The sequence below is a fragment of the Holdemania sp. 1001302B_160321_E10 genome (genome assembly GCF_015552275.1).
In the GTDB taxonomy this organism is placed as follows: Bacteria; Bacillota_I; Bacilli_A; order Erysipelotrichales; family Erysipelotrichaceae; genus Holdemania.
In genome coordinates, this window is the sequence record NZ_JADNEM010000006.1 from 19,258 (window position 1) to 35,203 (window position 15,946).

The 15,946-nt window shown below is 51.5% G+C and carries 15 protein-coding genes and 9 tRNA genes; 2 read left to right on the plus strand and 22 right to left on the minus strand.

The window, feature by feature from the left end:
* Positions 1-72 precede the first annotated feature (72 nt).
* Complete coding sequence (locus I2D94_RS04880) at positions 73-1,299, minus strand: GGDEF domain-containing protein (protein ID WP_195395815.1); 1,227 nt, start codon at positions 1,297-1,299, stop codon at positions 73-75.
* A gap of 310 nt (positions 1,300-1,609) precedes the next feature.
* Here I2D94_RS04880 and I2D94_RS04885 point away from each other — a divergent pair, with 310 nt between their 5' ends.
* Positions 1,610-1,759 carry a hypothetical protein gene (locus I2D94_RS04885; protein ID WP_159432807.1) on the plus strand — a complete coding sequence of 50 codons (150 nt, stop codon included), beginning with the start codon at positions 1,610-1,612 and terminating at the stop codon, positions 1,757-1,759.
* A gap of 119 nt (positions 1,760-1,878) precedes the next feature.
* Here the strand turns inward: I2D94_RS04885 and I2D94_RS04890 are convergent, their stop codons facing one another.
* Positions 1,879-2,727, minus strand: a complete 849-nt coding sequence (locus I2D94_RS04890) for a retropepsin-like aspartic protease (protein ID WP_195395816.1) — start codon at positions 2,725-2,727, stop codon at positions 1,879-1,881.
* Between the two features lie 253 nt (positions 2,728-2,980).
* On the opposite strand from I2D94_RS04890, the gene I2D94_RS04895 reads away from it, so the two are divergent.
* Positions 2,981-3,859: a DUF362 domain-containing protein gene (locus I2D94_RS04895; RefSeq protein WP_195395817.1), complete on the plus strand. Its 879-nt coding sequence runs from the start codon at positions 2,981-2,983 to the stop codon at positions 3,857-3,859.
* A 92-nt stretch (positions 3,860-3,951) separates the two neighbouring features.
* Here the strand turns inward: I2D94_RS04895 and I2D94_RS04900 are convergent, their stop codons facing one another.
* From I2D94_RS04900 to nagA, 20 genes are all read right to left on the minus strand, one after another.
* On the minus strand, positions 3,952-4,863 hold the full coding sequence (locus tag I2D94_RS04900; RefSeq protein ID WP_195395818.1) for a hypothetical protein: 912 nt from the start codon (positions 4,861-4,863) through the stop codon (positions 3,952-3,954).
* Between the two features lie 302 nt (positions 4,864-5,165).
* Positions 5,166-5,241 (minus strand) — tRNA-Phe (locus I2D94_RS04905).
* 2 nt (positions 5,242-5,243) lie between these two features.
* Positions 5,244-5,320, minus strand: a tRNA-Met gene (locus I2D94_RS04910).
* 23 nt (positions 5,321-5,343) lie between these two features.
* Positions 5,344-5,434: transfer RNA gene (locus I2D94_RS04915), tRNA-Ser, on the minus strand.
* A 9-nt stretch (positions 5,435-5,443) separates the two neighbouring features.
* A tRNA-Ile gene (locus I2D94_RS04920) sits at positions 5,444-5,520 on the minus strand.
* 20 nt (positions 5,521-5,540) lie between these two features.
* Positions 5,541-5,617 (minus strand) — tRNA-Met (locus tag I2D94_RS04925).
* A 14-nt stretch (positions 5,618-5,631) separates the two neighbouring features.
* Positions 5,632-5,708: transfer RNA gene (locus I2D94_RS04930), tRNA-Pro, on the minus strand.
* 40 nt (positions 5,709-5,748) lie between these two features.
* Positions 5,749-5,825, minus strand: a tRNA-Arg gene (locus I2D94_RS04935).
* A 100-nt stretch (positions 5,826-5,925) separates the two neighbouring features.
* Positions 5,926-6,012, minus strand: a tRNA-Leu gene (locus tag I2D94_RS04940).
* A gap of 7 nt (positions 6,013-6,019) precedes the next feature.
* Positions 6,020-6,093: transfer RNA gene (locus I2D94_RS04945), tRNA-Cys, on the minus strand.
* 143 nt (positions 6,094-6,236) lie between these two features.
* Positions 6,237-7,319 carry an ABC transporter substrate-binding protein gene (locus I2D94_RS04950; protein WP_195395819.1) on the minus strand — a complete coding sequence of 361 codons (1,083 nt, stop codon included), beginning with the start codon at positions 7,317-7,319 and terminating at the stop codon, positions 6,237-6,239.
* Entirely contained in the window at positions 7,303-8,106 is an 804-nt protein-coding gene (locus I2D94_RS04955) for an ABC transporter permease (protein WP_072684889.1), read from the minus strand. Before I2D94_RS04955 ends, I2D94_RS04950 begins: the two co-directional genes overlap by 17 nt.
* Positions 8,103-8,891: an ABC transporter permease gene (locus I2D94_RS04960; RefSeq protein WP_072684888.1), complete on the minus strand. Its 789-nt coding sequence runs from the start codon at positions 8,889-8,891 to the stop codon at positions 8,103-8,105. The genes I2D94_RS04955 and I2D94_RS04960 overlap by 4 nt, the downstream gene beginning before the upstream one ends.
* A 6-nt stretch (positions 8,892-8,897) precedes the next feature.
* Positions 8,898-10,466: a spermidine/putrescine ABC transporter ATP-binding protein gene (potA, locus tag I2D94_RS04965; RefSeq protein WP_072684887.1), complete on the minus strand. Its 1,569-nt coding sequence runs from the start codon at positions 10,464-10,466 to the stop codon at positions 8,898-8,900.
* Between the two features lie 25 nt (positions 10,467-10,491).
* Positions 10,492-11,031, minus strand: coding sequence for a helix-turn-helix domain-containing protein (locus I2D94_RS04970; protein WP_195395820.1), 540 nt, complete (start codon positions 11,029-11,031; stop codon positions 10,492-10,494).
* Between the two features lie 530 nt (positions 11,032-11,561).
* Positions 11,562-11,882 (minus strand): thioredoxin, encoded by a 321-nt coding sequence (gene trxA / locus I2D94_RS04975; protein ID WP_195395821.1) that lies wholly within the window; start codon positions 11,880-11,882, stop codon positions 11,562-11,564.
* Positions 11,883-12,042: 160 nt separating this feature from the next.
* A complete protein-coding gene (gene nagB / locus I2D94_RS04980; protein WP_195395822.1) occupies positions 12,043-12,771 on the minus strand; it encodes a glucosamine-6-phosphate deaminase in 729 nt (242 codons plus the stop codon).
* An 85-nt stretch (positions 12,772-12,856) separates the two neighbouring features.
* A complete protein-coding gene (locus I2D94_RS04985; protein ID WP_072684883.1) occupies positions 12,857-13,699 on the minus strand; it encodes an aldose 1-epimerase family protein in 843 nt (280 codons plus the stop codon).
* Positions 13,686-14,492 carry a Cof-type HAD-IIB family hydrolase gene (locus I2D94_RS04990; protein WP_195395823.1) on the minus strand — a complete coding sequence of 269 codons (807 nt, stop codon included), beginning with the start codon at positions 14,490-14,492 and terminating at the stop codon, positions 13,686-13,688. The genes I2D94_RS04985 and I2D94_RS04990 overlap by 14 nt, the downstream gene beginning before the upstream one ends.
* Positions 14,485-15,621 (minus strand): N-acetylglucosamine-6-phosphate deacetylase, encoded by a 1,137-nt coding sequence (nagA, locus tag I2D94_RS04995; protein WP_195395824.1) that lies wholly within the window; start codon positions 15,619-15,621, stop codon positions 14,485-14,487. Before nagA ends, I2D94_RS04990 begins: the two co-directional genes overlap by 8 nt.
* Positions 15,622-15,946 lie beyond the last annotated feature (325 nt).

A 15,946-nucleotide genomic window follows, 5' to 3' on the forward strand; every position in this document is an offset into this window, starting at 1 on the left:
ACCTCACAGAATTAAAAGAAGAAGTGAAAAACAGGTCCGAGACAGCGAAATAAAACGATATATGGAAACGCATCAGTAAAAGACGCAGCTGTTTTTCCCCTGGCGCTTGGCCTGATACATCGCCGCGTCGGCTTTCAGGAATAATTGCCGGTACGTCGTTCCCTGCGCGGGAAAGAAGGCGCAGCCAATACTGCAGGAAATTTTCGGCAGCGCAGCCGGCGCCTGACGCAGATGCTGCAGCTGCTGGCGAATGTGATCCAGACGCGCGCCGACCTGATCGCGTGTGCCTGCTTCCTGCAGTAAAACGACGAATTCATCGCCGCCGATCCGTCCGACCAAATCCTCCGGCGCAAACAGAGCGCGGATCTCGGCCGCCGTCCGCCGCAGCGTTTCATCGCCGCAGTCATGCCCATATGCATCGTTGATCTGCTTGAAATTGTCGATATCCATCACCGCCAGCGTCATGCTTTTTCCCACCGGAGCCTGCCGCAGCGCTTCCTCAATCAGCTGCTGAATCTTAAATCGGTTATATAATCCGGTCAGACAGTCCTGATGGGCCAGATGGCGCAGCCATTGGAGCTCGCGCCGCTGCTGATCCATATCGCTTAACAAGCCCAGAACTCTGACCGGCTCACCTTGCGCATCCTTTTCCAACGTCAGCTCCAGCCGATACCAGCGAATGCCTTCCTTTCCGCATTCCAGACTGAGATCCACAGTCGGAACCAGATTCCCCCGCTGCAGCTGGCTGCGGATTTCCGCAATCTGAGCGGCGGAGGGAGAACGTCGATGGCTGTCAGGCAGATCCTGAACCTGTCCCACAAGCGAAGGCTGGAAATGAAAATGCGCAAACCAGTTTTCTGACACCTGCAGCGTATCCTGACGGATATCCCACTCCAGCCAGAATTTCCGCGTTTGCATCAGGAGTTGTTCCAGAGGGGCGGACCGGCTCTTTTCCAGACTACGATTTTTATTCACTGCCGGTTCTTCAACCAGCGTCAGATGGACAAGCTGATCCAGAAGTACGTCGATCACAAGCAGATACCGCAGTGTTTTTTCTTCGCAGAGAACCTGTCCCTGCTGCAGCATCAGCTGCCCGGAAAGCATCTGGACCCTCGGATTGCCGCGGACGGTAACCGGCGGTTGTTCCCGCAGCCACCTCGCGGCCACTTCCCGGCCATAAATTTCAAGATCACCGCTCAGGATAGCTACTTCCGGCCGCAGCCGATGGTGAAGCTCCGTCAGCTTTCCCATTTTGATCAGCTGCATTAATTCTTCTAAAAAACAAGCGTTTCCCTTCATCAAAATTCCACCTCGTATCAGATTTATTGTAGTGGCTGATTGCGACGAAGATTGTCGAATTCTGCTGCGCGCGGACCGCTGAGCGCATTGCGGCCCTTTTTCAAATGGAGGACGAATAGCTTCAAAAGCCGGACTTCCTGCATTCATACGGTTATTCTTTAAATTTAACCCTTTTTTGAGCCCTTGTCAGGAATCTGTAATAAATTGTTAAGCTGCACTTCATTTCCCTGACCAACGGATATGATATAGTAAGATCAAGAATAAAAGAGCGTCTGGCGCTTATGCTGAAAATAAAAGGAGGGATTCCCCAATGCCAAAAAAACTGACTGCACTCTACAAGTTAGCCGCTATTCTGATCGTGATCGCCTCTGTTTTCTATTTTTCATCCGGAGCGCTGAATCAAACGCCGAATTTAAACGCTCCGAACATGCCGCTGTCGCAGATTTTAATTCCTGACTGATCTCTGATTCTCTGAAAACGCCAAAGTGGAACGTCCTCCCTGCTTTCTGATCTGCGGCGTTTTTTTTGTGATTTCCGCTTTTTACATGAATAAAGAGAATGATCCCGGTTTGTATGAATTTATTCCGCCGCTTTCGGTTCGAGGATCAGCCGGCGGTTAGGATAATCCAGGCGCCAACCGCGGCCTGCCAGCACATCCGCGCCCAACAAGCCGGCGACAGCCTCCCCCTGTACGGGATATAATGGGCGGTTGATCACCGCTATGCCGTCAAGGATGATTTTTGCATTGCCGATCCGCAGAGAAAGCGCCGGCAGCCGGCGCGCGGGAACCTGCGTTGAACCGTCGACGCCTGTCAGCGTTTCAAATTCCAGCGGCAGCGAATCGGGCAATCCTTGATCGAGCAGGGGGCCGCCTGTAGTATCGGTATTGCCGCTGTCAAATCCCCAGCGCATGAGCTGCCCTTCTGTTTCCGCCTGCACCATGGGCATATTATCCCAGCCGATCAACTCCTGCTCAGCACTTGGATCCGCAACCGAAGGCCTCACTGACAACCGCTGACGTTTCTCATCCCATTGCCAGCAACATAATTGAAGGACGTCCCACCCCAGCAGTCCGTCGATTTTTACGCTCTGTCCGGCCGCCAGCTCCAAGTCGAAAGCCTCATCCCTCAGCACCATCCAGGTCTGATCCATTACCAGAAGCGGCCCGATCTGTACGGTCTCCGCCCGCCATTTTTCTGCCTGAATCCGCCCCAATCCGCTGCCCCCGCCAACGACTTGTTCATGCAGCGACCGCAGATTGGCCGCCTCGGCGATGGATCTGCGCACAGCGCTGCAGGAGGCGCCGGTATCAAACAGAACCACTGCGGGATAACCCTGAATCAGAATCGGAATCGGAAGTACGTTGGGTAAGCCCCGATCAATCCGGGTCAGCACCGGACCTGCATCCTGCCATATCAGTTTCATCATTTCACCTGCTTTCTGCTTTCTGCTTTCTGCTTTCTGCTTTCTGCTTTCTGCTTTCTGCTTTCTGCTTTCTGCTTTCTGCTTTCAGTATACCAAAAAGAAAAAGCAGCGGCTACTTTTCGGTCAGAATTATAAAGTTTTTGATTATGTTCGTTGATCTGACAAAAAAGAATTGACTTGGAGTGAACTTCAGGCGTTACAATAAAGCCACGGGGAAACGAACTACCCCGTCTGCAAAGTAAGGGAGGCACATCCAATGGAAAAATCTAAGGTCTATTTTACCAAAATCATCACTCCGGAGAAAATGATCGAAATGGAAGAAATTCTCGGCCGGCAGCTTAAAGGCAAGGTCGCGGTGAAGCTGCACAGCGGCGAAGTCGGCAACCAGAACTTTCTGCGTCCGGAATTCATGAAACCGGTGATCGACAAAGTAAACGGCACGGTCGTGGAATGCAACACCGCTTATGAAGGACAGCGCAATACGACGGAAGCCCACTGGCACACGATGGAAAAGCACGGCTGGTCCAAACTGTTTTCCGTCGATATTCTCGACGAAGACGGCGATTTGGAACTGCCGGTGAATGGCGGAAAGGTAATCCAGAAAAACTTTGTCGGCGATCATCTGAAAAATTACGATTCCATGCTGGTGCTGACGCATTTTAAGGGCCATCCGATGGGCGGTTACGGCGGAGCGCTGAAAAATATTTCGATTGGCCTGGCGTCCAGTTATGGTAAAGCTTACATCCATGGGGCTGGCGTCGCGGAAAACATCTGGACCGCGGATCATGATCAGTTCCTGGAATCCATGGCCGACGCCGCAAAGTCAATTTTGGATTATGAAAAAGAAAACATTGCATTTATCAACGTGATGTGCAACATGTCGGTCGACTGCGACTGCTGCGCAAAAGCGGAGGATCCGAAGGTCAGAGATATCGGTATTCTGTCCTCACTCGATCCGGTTGCACTGGATCAGGCATGCCTCGATCTTGTTTATCAGTGCGAGGATCCGGGAAAGAAGGATTTAATTGAAAGAATTGAATCCCGCCATGGAATTCATACCATCGAAGCGGCGGCCGCGTTGGGGATTGGTTCGCGTGAATACGAACTGATCGACGTCGATCATCTACAAAAATAAACCCTTGAAAGCTTAAACCTGAAAAGAGGAACTCCGGGATTAGAAAGCGCATGTTTCGTCTGGCGCCCTGCCTGGAAATTCCTCTTTTTTGATTAGGCGTGCTGTTCGTCCATCAGCTGATTCCATCGCAGAACGGAATTGACGGACGTTTCCAGCCAGTAAAGAAAACGGGTGCCCGGCAGACGCGGTTCGCGCTTTTGCATCGCCTGGACAAGCGGCGCGCCATCTGCCGCATTGTGCCACAGATCGACAAAGATTGTATCGGCCTCGCCGGGTTTCAGACGATCCACCACAGCGAAAGCGTCGTCATGGATGATTGTTAATTTTTCAGGATTCTCCCATTGGGGCAGGATCCAGCGGGTAAACCAGGCGATCACCGCCGCTTCCTTCTCAACCACAACAATTTGTTCAACGTCTGCTTTGCGTGAAAGGTGATAAGCGAAATAACCTAAGCCCAGTCCGCAAACCACCACTTTCCCGCTGGCTTGTTTCAGCAGCGGCCGCATCGTGTTGATCTCGCTGGGAATCACGCTCATCCATTCAACGCCATTCTCATAAACACAGGGATAACGGTATTCCGTATCGAAATAGCCCAACTGCGGACATTCCGCCCCGGTTTCATCCACGCGGTAATCGTCATAGATCAAAATTTCAAACGGCTGATAGCATTCCCAGCGCACCGTCCAGGCGCCTTGCGTGCTGTCCGGGAAATGAATGTTGCGCAAATAGGCGTCAGCTTCATAGTCAGCCGCGGACAAGTGCCGGAATCCCGGCTTGAAATATTGTTCGGCCAGCATGCGGTGCTGGGGATTTTCGTCAAGATCCAGCCCTGCGATAATACAAAAGAGAGTATAGACGGCGTCTGTCTGCGAGAGTCCGCAGCCAGAGCACAGGGACTCCACCATTCTCCGCTCAATGGCGCAGGGATTTTCCTGCAGATAATCGGCAACGAGTTGGGTCATCGCGGAATTGAGTTCCATCCGCTTAACTTGTTGATCTGTCATTGTGTTTCCTCCTGCATTATCATCCGCCTGTTTCAGTCCAGCACAGTCCGTTGCTTCTGCCGTTTTTAATAAAAGGGAGAGAGCCAGCTGCATTTTGGTTCTGCTTTCTGCTTTCGAATCTCAACACTGTTATCAGTTTCTTGACCTGAGATGTAATTCACTTTAGCTAAGATTGCAGCAACGTACAGCGATCAGCCGGGATCGCCGGGCTCATTCGGAATCCTTCCGCGCTTTGTCTGCCGTTCATTTCGCTTTGTCCCCGATAACAAAAAAACCTGTCCAGCGACAGGATTTTTAGTAAGTGGTGGTTCCAGCCGGGATTGAACCGGCGACACATGGATTTTCAGTCCATTGCTCTACCAACTGAGCTACAGAACCATTGGTTGCGGGGGAAGGATTTGAACCAACGACCTCCGGGTTATGAGCCCGACGAGCTACCAGACTGCTCTACCCCGCGATAACTAAGTATGAAATTTTCAATGGCGGAGGAACTGGGATTCGAACCCAGGCGCCGGTTTCCCGACCTACCGGTTTTCAAGACCGGACCCTTCAACCACTTGGGTATTCCTCCAGAATGACTTGGTGGACCCTGTAGGACTCGAACCTACGACCAGCCGGTTATGAGCCGGCAGCTCTGACCAACTGAGCTAAGGGTCCGCAGATCCTAAACAATCAAATGGTAGCGAGGGTGGGACTCGAACCCACGACCTTCCGGGTATGAACCGAACGCTCTAGCCAACTAAGCTACCTCGCCATAAATTTAAATCATGGTCGGGATGACAGGATTCGAACCTGCGACCCCTTGATCCCAAATCAAGTGCACTACCAAGCTGTGCTACATCCCGAAATATAAGTTCCCAATGGGAACTGTTTTTTTTAATAAAATGGCGCGCCCAGTAGGAATCGAACCCGCAACCTTTTGATCCGTAGTCAAACGCTCTATCCAGTTGAGCTATGGGCGCGTATCTTGCTGTTCTTATCAACAACACTTTGTTATTATAACAGAGTTCGTGTTGATTTGCAACAACTTTTTTTATTTTTTCACAGCTTGATTTTTAGGATTGGTGGGGATGACGGGACTCGAACCCGTACGATGTTTCCATCACCGGATTTTAAGTCCGATGCGTCTACCGATTCCGCCACATCCCCAATTTTATGGAGGTACCTGCCAGATTTGAACTGGCGATCACAGAGTTGCAGTCTATTGCCTTACCACTTGGCTAAGGTACCATTTCGCTGTGCTTTATTATTATATATGAACTCCTATCAAAATGCAAGGCTAAAATGAAACGATTTTCGGCGTTTTTCAAAACGGAAAAGGCGCCGATTGCGACGCCTTTTTTCATACGCTCAGTCCACAAAGACTCAGCTTTTTAACTGTTTTTAACTTTGATCCACAGATCTGCCAGTTTCTTTTTTAAAACCTCATTGTGCTTGAATACTTCATCCTTCGGATAACCAACGCGCGGCAGATACGCCGGATTCCCATCATATTCTCCACCCGCGGCGCTCATTTCTTCCAGCACATTCTTGTTGCTGGAAGCATAGCCGACCGTGCTGGAGTTGTCATAGGAAGCATCGTCAGACAAAATGTAATTGATGAATTCATTGGCCAGCTTCGGACATTTCGCATTCGCCGGGATGACCATTGCGTCGCTCCACAGGTTCGTGCCTTCCTCCGGCAGCCAGTAAGCCATGTCCTCATTTTCAGACAGAATATAAGCCGCGTCGCCGCTGTAAACGACGGCGATATCCTTCTCGCCGGTGACCATGCCGTCGATAACTTCGTCCGTCACATAAGAAGGATCGACCTTCTTATCCATGTCCAGCAGCCATTCATACGCCGCCTGAATCTCATCTTCACTTTCCGTGTTCATCGAATACCCCAGCGCCTTAAACGCCATCATGAACGAATCCCGCTCGGAGTCGTAGACAAACACATGTCCCTTGTATTTCTCGTTGCGCAGCACGTCGAAGCCCTGCGATTCCACATCTGCCGGATCGACGTTGTTCTTGTTGTAGACAATGCCGACCATGCCCCAGAAATACGGCGCAGAATAGGTGTTATCCGGATCGTAGGACAAACCCTTGACGCCGTCGGCCAGGTTCGCCAGATTCGGAATCATCGACTTATCCAGCGGCTGAAGCATATTTTCGTCGATCATCCGCTCGATCATGTAATCGGAAGGCACCAGCACGTCATACTGACTGCCGCCCAGCAGCTTCGTATACATTTCCTCGTTGGAGGCAAACATGGAGTAATTGATTTTAACATTGTACTGTCTTTCAAAGTTGGACAGGACGTTTTCCCCGACATATTCGCCCCAGTTGTAGACGTTCAGCGTGCTGCAGCCGTAGACCTCCTGCGGATCAATGTCGCTCTTGCCGCCACCCCCGCAGCCGCCAAGCGCAACGACCATCAGGCCGCACAAACCCAGTTTAACCCAGTTTTTCATTTTTCTTCAATTTCCTTTCTTTCATCAGCGGAACGACGTTGACCAGAATCAGAACGACGGTGATCATCACCACAATGATCGTGGACAGCGCGTTGATGCTCGGATTGATCCGCTTGTACATCGAATAAACGTAAATCGAGATGTTGTTGATGCCCGGACCGGTTGTAAAGAATGAGATGACGAAGTCGTCAAACGACATCGTGAAGGCGATCAAAGCACCGGAAACGATGCCAGGCATGATCTCCGGAACGATGACCTTCGTCAGGGCCTGCCATGGGGTCGCGCCCAGATCCAGCGCGGCTTCCGGCAGGTTGGGATCCATCTGGCGGAGCTTGGGCATGATGCTGAGCATGACGTAGGGAATACAGAATGCGATATGCGCCAACAACAGCGTCATGAAGCCGGTTTTAATATTTAACGAAGTAAACAGAAGCATCAAGCCGATCGCCGTGACGATTTCCGGGTTCATCATCGGCAGATTGTTGATCTGCAGCGTGAGTTCCTTGACGATCCGCCTGGATTTGGACAGACCGATCGCCGCGATCGTGCCGACGATCGTGGAAACCACCGTTGCGATGACCGCGATGACCACAGTGTAATAGATCGACTCCATAATCGTGCGGTTGGCGAACATCTTTTCATACCACTGCAGTGAGAAACCGGTGAATTTGCTTAACGACTTACTGTCGTTGAAGGAGAAGACGATGACATAGAGAATCGGCAGATAGAAGAATGCGAGAACCAGTAACAGATAAAACCGGGAAAACAAGGATTTCAGTTTTTTCATGCGCGGGTTTCCCCCTTATTCTCATAGTCGACCTTCTTGGTGATAAACATCGAGATCATGATGATCACCGCCATGATCAGCGAAATCGCCGAGCCGAAGTTCCAATCGCCGGTGGAAATAAAGTAATTTTCGATCAGGTTGCCGACCAAAACGTAATCACCGCCGCCCAGAAGCTTCGGAATGAAGAAGCTCGATACCGCCGGCAGAAAGACGAGCGTAATGCCGGAAATGACGCCCGGCATTGACAGCGGCAGCGTGACGCGCAGGAAGGTCTGCACCTTGTTGGCGCCCAAATCCTCCGCCGCGGTTAACAGGCTTTGATCCATTTTAGTCAGCGACGTATAGATCTGTAAAATCATAAAGGGAATAAAGTTATAAACCATGCCGACAAACACCTTGAATTCGCTGCTGACCGGAAAGTTCAGAAGGATGCCGCGCCAGGCGTAGGTTCTGACAAGCATGTTGATCCACATCGGCAGCGTGATCAGCAGAACCATGATCGCTTTGCGGTTGCCGTCGAGCTTGGCGATGAAATACGCCGCCGGATAGCCTAACAGCACGCAGATGACCGTCGTGATCAGCGCGATCTTTAACGACCGCCACAGCACGTTGGGAAAAATACTGTCGGAGAAAAAGCGGGCGAAGTTATCGAGCGTAAACTGCAGCGTCAGTACGGAGTTGCCCTGCTTGGTGAACGCGTACAGCACGATCAGAAGCATCGGCGCCAGAATCATGATTGCGATCCAGATCAGATAGGGATACAGCATGCGCGCAAACGATTTCATAGCGGCTTACACTCCCATCTTGGACATGACGTGAATGTCCTCCGGCGCGAATTTGAGATCGACTTTCTTGCCTTCCTCCTGGAAATCCGTGGTGTGGATCTTGAAGATACGGCCTTTGGTCGCAAAGGTGATGTCGAAGTCGCCTTCCGTGATCGTTTCCGGATCGAAGTCATATTTCACTTCGCTGATCTCGATCGGACTGTCGTCCTCCAGATCCCAGGCTTCGGCGCTGGCCCACATTTTCAAATCGGTGTTCAGCGCGACGCTCTCTTTGATTTCATCCGGTGTTTTATAGAAGTCAAAGGCGGTAATGCCGATGTTATGCTTGTTGTCCTCGACATACTTCGGCTCGACGACGCTGATTTTAATCGTGATCGAGGTGCCCTTGGAGGTGCCGAAGGTTGCCGGATAGGTGCCGGGCTGCGGCTTGATGTCATAATCGACGGTGGACAGAGAAATAAATTCATCTTCCTCATCCCAGGCCTGCGCGTTGGCGCGGGCGATGACGTCGGCGTCGGTCATCTCCGCGACGTCCTCCAGGTCCATCGTGAAGTCGTTGGCAGAAATTTTTTCATGCGCTTCCGGATTCACTTTATCATGGTTGGCCAGAACGTGCATCTTGACCGTCTTCGCGGTACCGGATACCGTCTGGACCATGATTTCGTAATGGACGCCCTTAAACAACAGCGACTTGACCTCGCCGGTAAGGATCCCCTGACCGCGCGGCACGATGTCGATGTCTTCCGGGCGGATCACAATATCGACGTTTTCATTCTTTTTAAAGCCGAAGTCCACGCACTCATAGATCTTATCGTCAAACATGACGCGGTAGTCTTCCTTCATGACCCCGTCGATGATATTCGATTCGCCGATAAAGCGGGCGACGTATTCGTTTTCCGGTTCGTTGTAGATTTCTTCCGGCGTGCCGATCTGCTGGATTTCGCCATCCTTCATGACGACGATCTTATCAGACATCGTCAGGGCTTCTTCCTGATCGTGGGTAACGAAGATAAACGTGATGCCGACTTCCTTCTGAATTTTTTTCAGCTCGTGCTGCATTTCCTTGCGCAGCTTGAGATCCAGCGCGCCTAACGGTTCGTCCAAAAGCAGAACCTCCGGCTCGTTGACCAATGCGCGGGCAATCGCGACACGCTGCTGCTGACCGCCGGAAAGCAGGGTGACGTTGCGTTTTTCAAAGCCTTCCAGACCGACTAAGGAAAGCATCCGCATGACCTTCTGTTCGATGACGTCCTTGGACTGCTTCTTGATTTTCAAGCCGAAGGCAATGTTTTCATACACGTTCATGTGCGGAAACAGCGCGTACTTCTGGAACACGGTGTTGATCTCCCGTTTGTAAGGCGGCACCTGGCTGATATCCTGACCGTCGAAAATAATCTTTCCTTCTGTCGGCTCCAGAAAGCCGCCCAGAATTCTGAGCAGCGTCGTCTTGCCGCAGCCCGATGGGCCTAGCAGCGTGACGAACTCGTTTTCATAAATATCCAGATTGACGCCCTTCAAGACAATCTGGCCGTCGAATTCCTTCACGATATTCTTAAACTGAATTAGTTTTTTCATCCGTAAATCCCCTTTCTCTAATGGCTTAAAAGATCGGCGGCGTGCAGATCCACAGCACGCGGGCCGGCTGCGCCGAATCGTTTTTCAGACAATGGCTGAACGAACCCTTGATGTAAAACGTCTGCCCTTTTTTGACGATATAGACTTTCCCCGTATCCAGATTGACCAGCTTGATCCGTCCGGACAGCACGTAGCCGAATTCCTCCCCTTCGTGAACAGCGACCTCGTGTGACCGGCCCTGCGGCGGCAGTTCCAGCAGAATCGGCTCCATTTCGTTTTTCTGGGCATTGGGCACAATCCAGTGAATCGTACAGTCTTCGCGCTCGTCGACGAAGTAGTCGTCGTCGGTAAACACCAGTTTTTCCTCTGTTTCTTCCTGGAAAAACTTCGCCAGCGTCGTGCCCAGCGCTTCAACGATATCCTGCAGCGTTGCGATCGAAGGCGAGGTCAGATTCCGTTCCAGCTGCGACAGAAAACCCTTGGTTAACTCGCAGCGGCTGGCCAGTTCCTCCAGCGTCAGGTTGTTTTTCGTCCGCAGCTGTTTAATCCGATATCCGATATCCATCCAACCCCTCCTTTTCTGCCTTGAAGTTTAGTGTTGCTAAACTTCCCGGAAGTATTTAATAAACACAGATATTATTATACATACGCGCCTGTAAAATTCAATAGTTTTAAACAAAAAGATTACTGCGGTTAAACTTTTTTCTGAATTCTACCGCGGCTGTCATGCCGCGCTGGCAGGGGGGGATAGAAAATCCAAGCGCAGGAAACCTTGAACGCGTGCTGAAACGCATTCCGATTTCAAGGTTTCAAAATGGCCTCTTTCCATTCAGTTTCCCCTCAGAGCGAACATTTCCACTTTTCATGTCTTCCTGCCCCGCTGCCGCTCCCTCCTTTTGATCCCCGGCCGCACTCAAGGCCTATGTGTGCCTGCTTCCTGCTTCGTCTCCCCCTTTTGCCTGTACTCAGTTTTCCCGGATCCAGCAGTCTCATCCCGCTTGGGCGTCCAAACAGACAAACACAAAAAAACCGGATACACTGAGTACCCGGCATTGTGATGACAATCGAAAGTCCTTATCTGTTGAATCAGACCGCTTACAACAAGCCTTCGACCATGTTTTCCAGCATGTTTTTCGGCTGGAAACCAACGCTCTGCTTCACGGCTTTTCCGCCTTTGAACGCGATTAACGTCGGAATCGACATGACGCCGTAACGCTGCGCCAGATCCTGCGACTGATCGACGTTCACCTTAACAATTTCCAGCTTGCCTTCATATTTCGCCGCGACTTCCTCCAGCACCGGCGCCAGCATCTTGCATGGTCCGCACCAATCGGCAAAAAAATCCACGAGTACCAGCCCGTCCTTCGCTGTTATTTCATCAAATTCCTGCGTATTTACAATTTTCATTGTCTTCATCCTCCTGTTCAGTAATCTAAGTATATCACAGTTTTTTCCTTTGCATACCGAAATGCTCACAGCGGATATCGACCGCATTTCCTTGCGGCCGACTTCATTTGCGCCAAAACAAAACAGCCCGGAGGCTGTTTTGAAGTTATTGATGTAAACTCAGAACGGCTTACAGCTTGCTTGCGGCGCCGCGGTCGACGATGACCGTCACATCCGGATGGTTCTGCAGGATGCTGGCCGGGCAATCTTCCGTAACCGGGCCCTTGATCATGGCGTAAATCGCGTCTGCCTTGTTCTTGCCATTGGCAACCAGCAGGATTTTCTTGGCTTTCATGATCGTCGCGATCCCCATGGTGATCGCTTCGGTCGGAACTTCTTCCCCTAATGGATCAAAGAAACGCGCGTTGTCCTGACGTGTTTTTTCCTTCAGAACGACGGTGTGGGTCAGCGTATCAAACGAGGTCCCCGGTTCGTTGAAACCGATGTGACCATTGGCGCCGATGCCTAACAGCTGGATATCGACTTCAAAGTTTTTCATCGCTTCTTCGTACTTTTCACACTCCGCCTGGATGTTGTCACTGTCGCCGACTGGAACGTGAACATTGGCTTCCGGAATGTCCAGGCCGTTGAACAGGTTTTCATGCATGAACGTCCAGTATGTCTGGCTGTGGTCGCGCTTCAGGCCGATGTATTCATCCAGATTGAAGGTAACGACATTCTTATAGGATGTCCCGTTTTCCTTATGATCCTTGATCATATTCTGGTACAGACCGATCGGGCTGGAGCCTGTCGCCAGACCCAGAACCGGATTGGACTTGGATGTGATGACTTCCTTCATGACTTCAAAAGCTTTTTCGCTTAATTCGTCATAGTTTTCCGTCACAATAATTTTGAACATTTGAAATTCCTCCCTTTTACATCTATAACAATAGCACGAAAACGGTGTAAACTCAACGCTTCGGGCTGTTGTTGCCAAATTAAAATCAGCCGATTTCGATCGTGTAGGACGTCGTGAAGCTGGCGTTTTCACGCAGCTGAATCGTGCCTTCGCGTTCTTCAAACGGAACGTGAACTTCCGCAAAATCGCCGTGTCCATGCCATGGCTCGATGCACAGATACGGAGCGTTCGGCTTGGTCCAGAAAGCCAGCCAGCGATAGCCCGCGACGCTGACTTTAACGCTGTTTTTACCGTTGGTCAGGGTAACGTAAGGCGAGCGCAGATGCTCGAACAGAAGCGTCGGGATATTGTTGAAGGTCGCGTAGTCCAGCGCAATTTCCTTTTCTTCCTTTAAGCACAGCGACGCGTTGGAGCTGGCGGTTGTCTGCGTTTCCGGGCATGCAAAAACGATCTTGTAGTCTTCAAAGCGTTCCCCCGGCGCCATCGGGCAGTTAAACGCCGGATGCAGACCGAAGGAGAACGGCATCATCCGCGGCGAATGATTGTCGATCCGGTAGGTGATCGTCAGCTTCCGGCCGGACAGCCGATAGGTCACCGTCAGTTTGAATTCAAACGGATACTGCGCGCGAGTTTCCTCATTGTCGCTTAAAGATAAAACGATCGTGTCTTCGCTCACGCTTTCGACGGTGAATTCGCTGTGACGGGCAAACCCATGGTTGCCCATCTTATAGGTTTTTCCGTCGATCTGATAGTCCTTGGTCCAGGTGCTGCCGACCATCGGGAACAGGATCGGATTGCGCCCGGCCCAGAACTGCGGGTCGCCCTGCCACATGTGTTCGATATTCTTTTCTTTGTCATAAAAGCTGGTGATTTCCGCCGCCAGCGTTTTTACTTCCACCGCGGCGACTTCATTTTCAATTCTCGGCATGATTTTCCTCCTCGATCAATCCAAAGTGCAGACAGGCTTTGTAGACGCCGTCACGATCAATGTCGTCAGCGATGTAGTCGGCCGCCTGCCTGGCTTCATCGCAGCCGTTGCCCATTGCGATGCCCAGCCCGGCCCGGCGGATCATTTCCACATCGTTGTAGCCGTCGCCAAACGCCACTGTTTGAGGTTGATCAAAGCCCCAGTGCGCCGCCAGTTCCAGCATTCCGCTGGCCTTGTTCGCATCCGCTGCGGTGACTTCGTTGGCGAAATGCATGACCATCAGATGGGAATTGTGCAGTAACGGCCGGATCGCGTCGACATGTTGGGCTTCCCGGGTATAAAAGATGATATTGACTAACGGCTGGTGCTTCCACAGCGTCTGGCCGGGACGCATCTTATACAGAAAATAGAACAGATCGCTGATTTCCTGGGTGTAGTGCAGATCGTGGCTGTTTTCACCATGGACGCCGCTGTAACGCACGACTAAATCGTTGCGGCGGCAGTAATCAATCACCCGTTCGGCATCGCCTTCATCAATGATTTTAGAAGCGATGATTTTCCCATGATCCATAATGATTCCACCCTGAGCGCAGACGACCCCGTCCAGCAGATCCGTCAGCTTCGGCGGCAGATTGACCAATTCCTCCACCGCCCGGCTTGTGCACAGCGCGATCTGACTGCCGTTTTGCTTCAGCCTTTCAATCGCGGTATACGCCGAGGCGGGAACATCGTGAAGGGTGTGGGAGAACAGCGTGTGATCGATGTCGAAAAAGACGGCGCGGGCTTTACTCATGCAGCATGGCCTCGCCCAGCACCCAGGTTTGGGCTACGCTGTAATCGTCATTGAGCACGCACAGATCGGCGTCATAGCCGGTTTCGATCAAGCCCTTGTTGGCAAAGCCCATCCGCGTGGCAGGATTGATTGTCGCGGCGTTGATCGCCGTCGCCAGCGGCAGCTTCATCATTTCGATCAGGTTGCCGACCAGCACGTTCATGCGGTTGGAGCTGCCTGCCAGCTTACCGTTAGGCAGCCGTCCGCAGCCATCCTCGCCGACCGTCACGTCGCGGCCCTTCATGTGATAGAAGCCCGGCTTCAGGCCCTTAATTGATACGGAATCGGTAACCAGAATCAGTTTATCCTTGCCCTTGACGCGGCCCAGCACACTGGCGACGGCCGGATGCACATGCACGCCGTCGGCGATCAGTTCGGCGTAAATGTCCTCAAAGAACAGCGCGGCCCCGGCGGTTCCCGGTTCGCGGTGATGCAGGCCGAGCATGCCGTTGAAGGTATGCGTGAAGCTGTCGGCGCCATCTTCGATCGCTTTGGCGCATTCATCAAATTTCGCTCCGGTATGCCCCATCGCGACTTTGACGCCCTGGGAAACACAGTAGCGGATCAACGCGTGATCGTCATCTTTTTCCGGCGCGATGCAGATCATCTTGATCTTACCTTCAGCCGCCTTCTGGTAACGGTCAAATTGTTCAATGTTGGGTTTCTGAATTAAGTATGGATTATGCGCACCCTTGAATTCATGGGAAATCTGCGGGCCTTCGACGTGGATGCCCTGAATTTTTGCCCCGCGGTGATCTTCGTCAATGATCTTGCTGATAAGCGCGAAGGATTCCAGCAGATTGCTTTCCGGAGCGGTCGAGGTCGTCGCTAAAAAGCTGGTGACGCCGTCCTGCGGCAGATATTCAATCCAGTTCAGCAGACCTTCGCGGGTCGCATAGTTGCAGTCCAGTCCGTTGTAACCGTGGCAGTGAATGTCGATCAGACCCGGAAGGATCCGCTTATCGCCGTAATCCACGTCGGCTTTCTGCGCATCATAGGATTCGATGGCCGTGATCTTTCCGTTGTCAAAAACAAGCTGAGCTGGAACGAATTGTTCGTTCAGCCAGACGCGCGTACTTTGAATTCTCATATTTGCTCCCTCTTTTCTTTGGAGTTTGTCTCTATTTTGTACTCTTATATGCTTTTATAATGGAGATAAATTGAAGCTGGACAGGCTGTTTGTTTAAGACTTGTGAAAATGGAAACGCATCTTGGAATTAAAATCAATCGCTTATTCCAATGCGGAACGTTATGGAAGCAGTTTTTTCTGCTTGAACAAAAACCTTCGCCATCGCAGAGCGCGGAAGGAATCTGAAAGCGGGGGAAAAACAGAAATCCCCGGCAGCATTCGCTGCAATCTGTCCCGTTTTTCTGCTCCGGCAAAGTCCAACTACAAAGAAAAACCTGAAAGGTTC

Bases quoted from the DNA above. Each gene is read 5' to 3' on its own strand.
- trxA (WP_195395821.1), bottom strand. From the start codon at position 11,882: ATGAAGACAATGAAAATTGTAAATACGCAGGAATTTGATGAAATAACA.
- I2D94_RS04895 (WP_195395817.1), top strand. From the start codon at position 2,981: ATGGAAAAATCTAAGGTCTATTTTACCAAAATCATCACTCCGGAGAAA.
- I2D94_RS04885 (WP_159432807.1), top strand. From the start codon at position 1,610: ATGCCAAAAAAACTGACTGCACTCTACAAGTTAGCCGCTATTCTGATC.
- potA (WP_072684887.1), bottom strand. From the start codon at position 10,466: ATGAAAAAACTAATTCAGTTTAAGAATATCGTGAAGGAATTCGACGGC.
- nagB (WP_195395822.1), bottom strand. From the start codon at position 12,771: ATGTTCAAAATTATTGTGACGGAAAACTATGACGAATTAAGCGAAAAA.
- I2D94_RS04900 (WP_195395818.1), bottom strand. From the start codon at position 4,863: ATGACAGATCAACAAGTTAAGCGGATGGAACTCAATTCCGCGATGACC.
- I2D94_RS04970 (WP_195395820.1), bottom strand. From the start codon at position 11,031: ATGGATATCGGATATCGGATTAAACAGCTGCGGACGAAAAACAACCTG.
- I2D94_RS04985 (WP_072684883.1), bottom strand. From the start codon at position 13,699: ATGCCGAGAATTGAAAATGAAGTCGCCGCGGTGGAAGTAAAAACGCTG.
- I2D94_RS04960 (WP_072684888.1), bottom strand. From the start codon at position 8,891: ATGAAATCGTTTGCGCGCATGCTGTATCCCTATCTGATCTGGATCGCA.
- I2D94_RS04880 (WP_195395815.1), bottom strand. From the start codon at position 1,299: ATGAAGGGAAACGCTTGTTTTTTAGAAGAATTAATGCAGCTGATCAAA.
- I2D94_RS04990 (WP_195395823.1), bottom strand. From the start codon at position 14,492: ATGAGTAAAGCCCGCGCCGTCTTTTTCGACATCGATCACACGCTGTTC.
- nagA (WP_195395824.1), bottom strand. From the start codon at position 15,621: ATGAGAATTCAAAGTACGCGCGTCTGGCTGAACGAACAATTCGTTCCA.
- I2D94_RS04890 (WP_195395816.1), bottom strand. From the start codon at position 2,727: ATGATGAAACTGATATGGCAGGATGCAGGTCCGGTGCTGACCCGGATT.
- I2D94_RS04950 (WP_195395819.1), bottom strand. From the start codon at position 7,319: ATGAAAAACTGGGTTAAACTGGGTTTGTGCGGCCTGATGGTCGTTGCG.
- I2D94_RS04955 (WP_072684889.1), bottom strand. From the start codon at position 8,106: ATGAAAAAACTGAAATCCTTGTTTTCCCGGTTTTATCTGTTACTGGTT.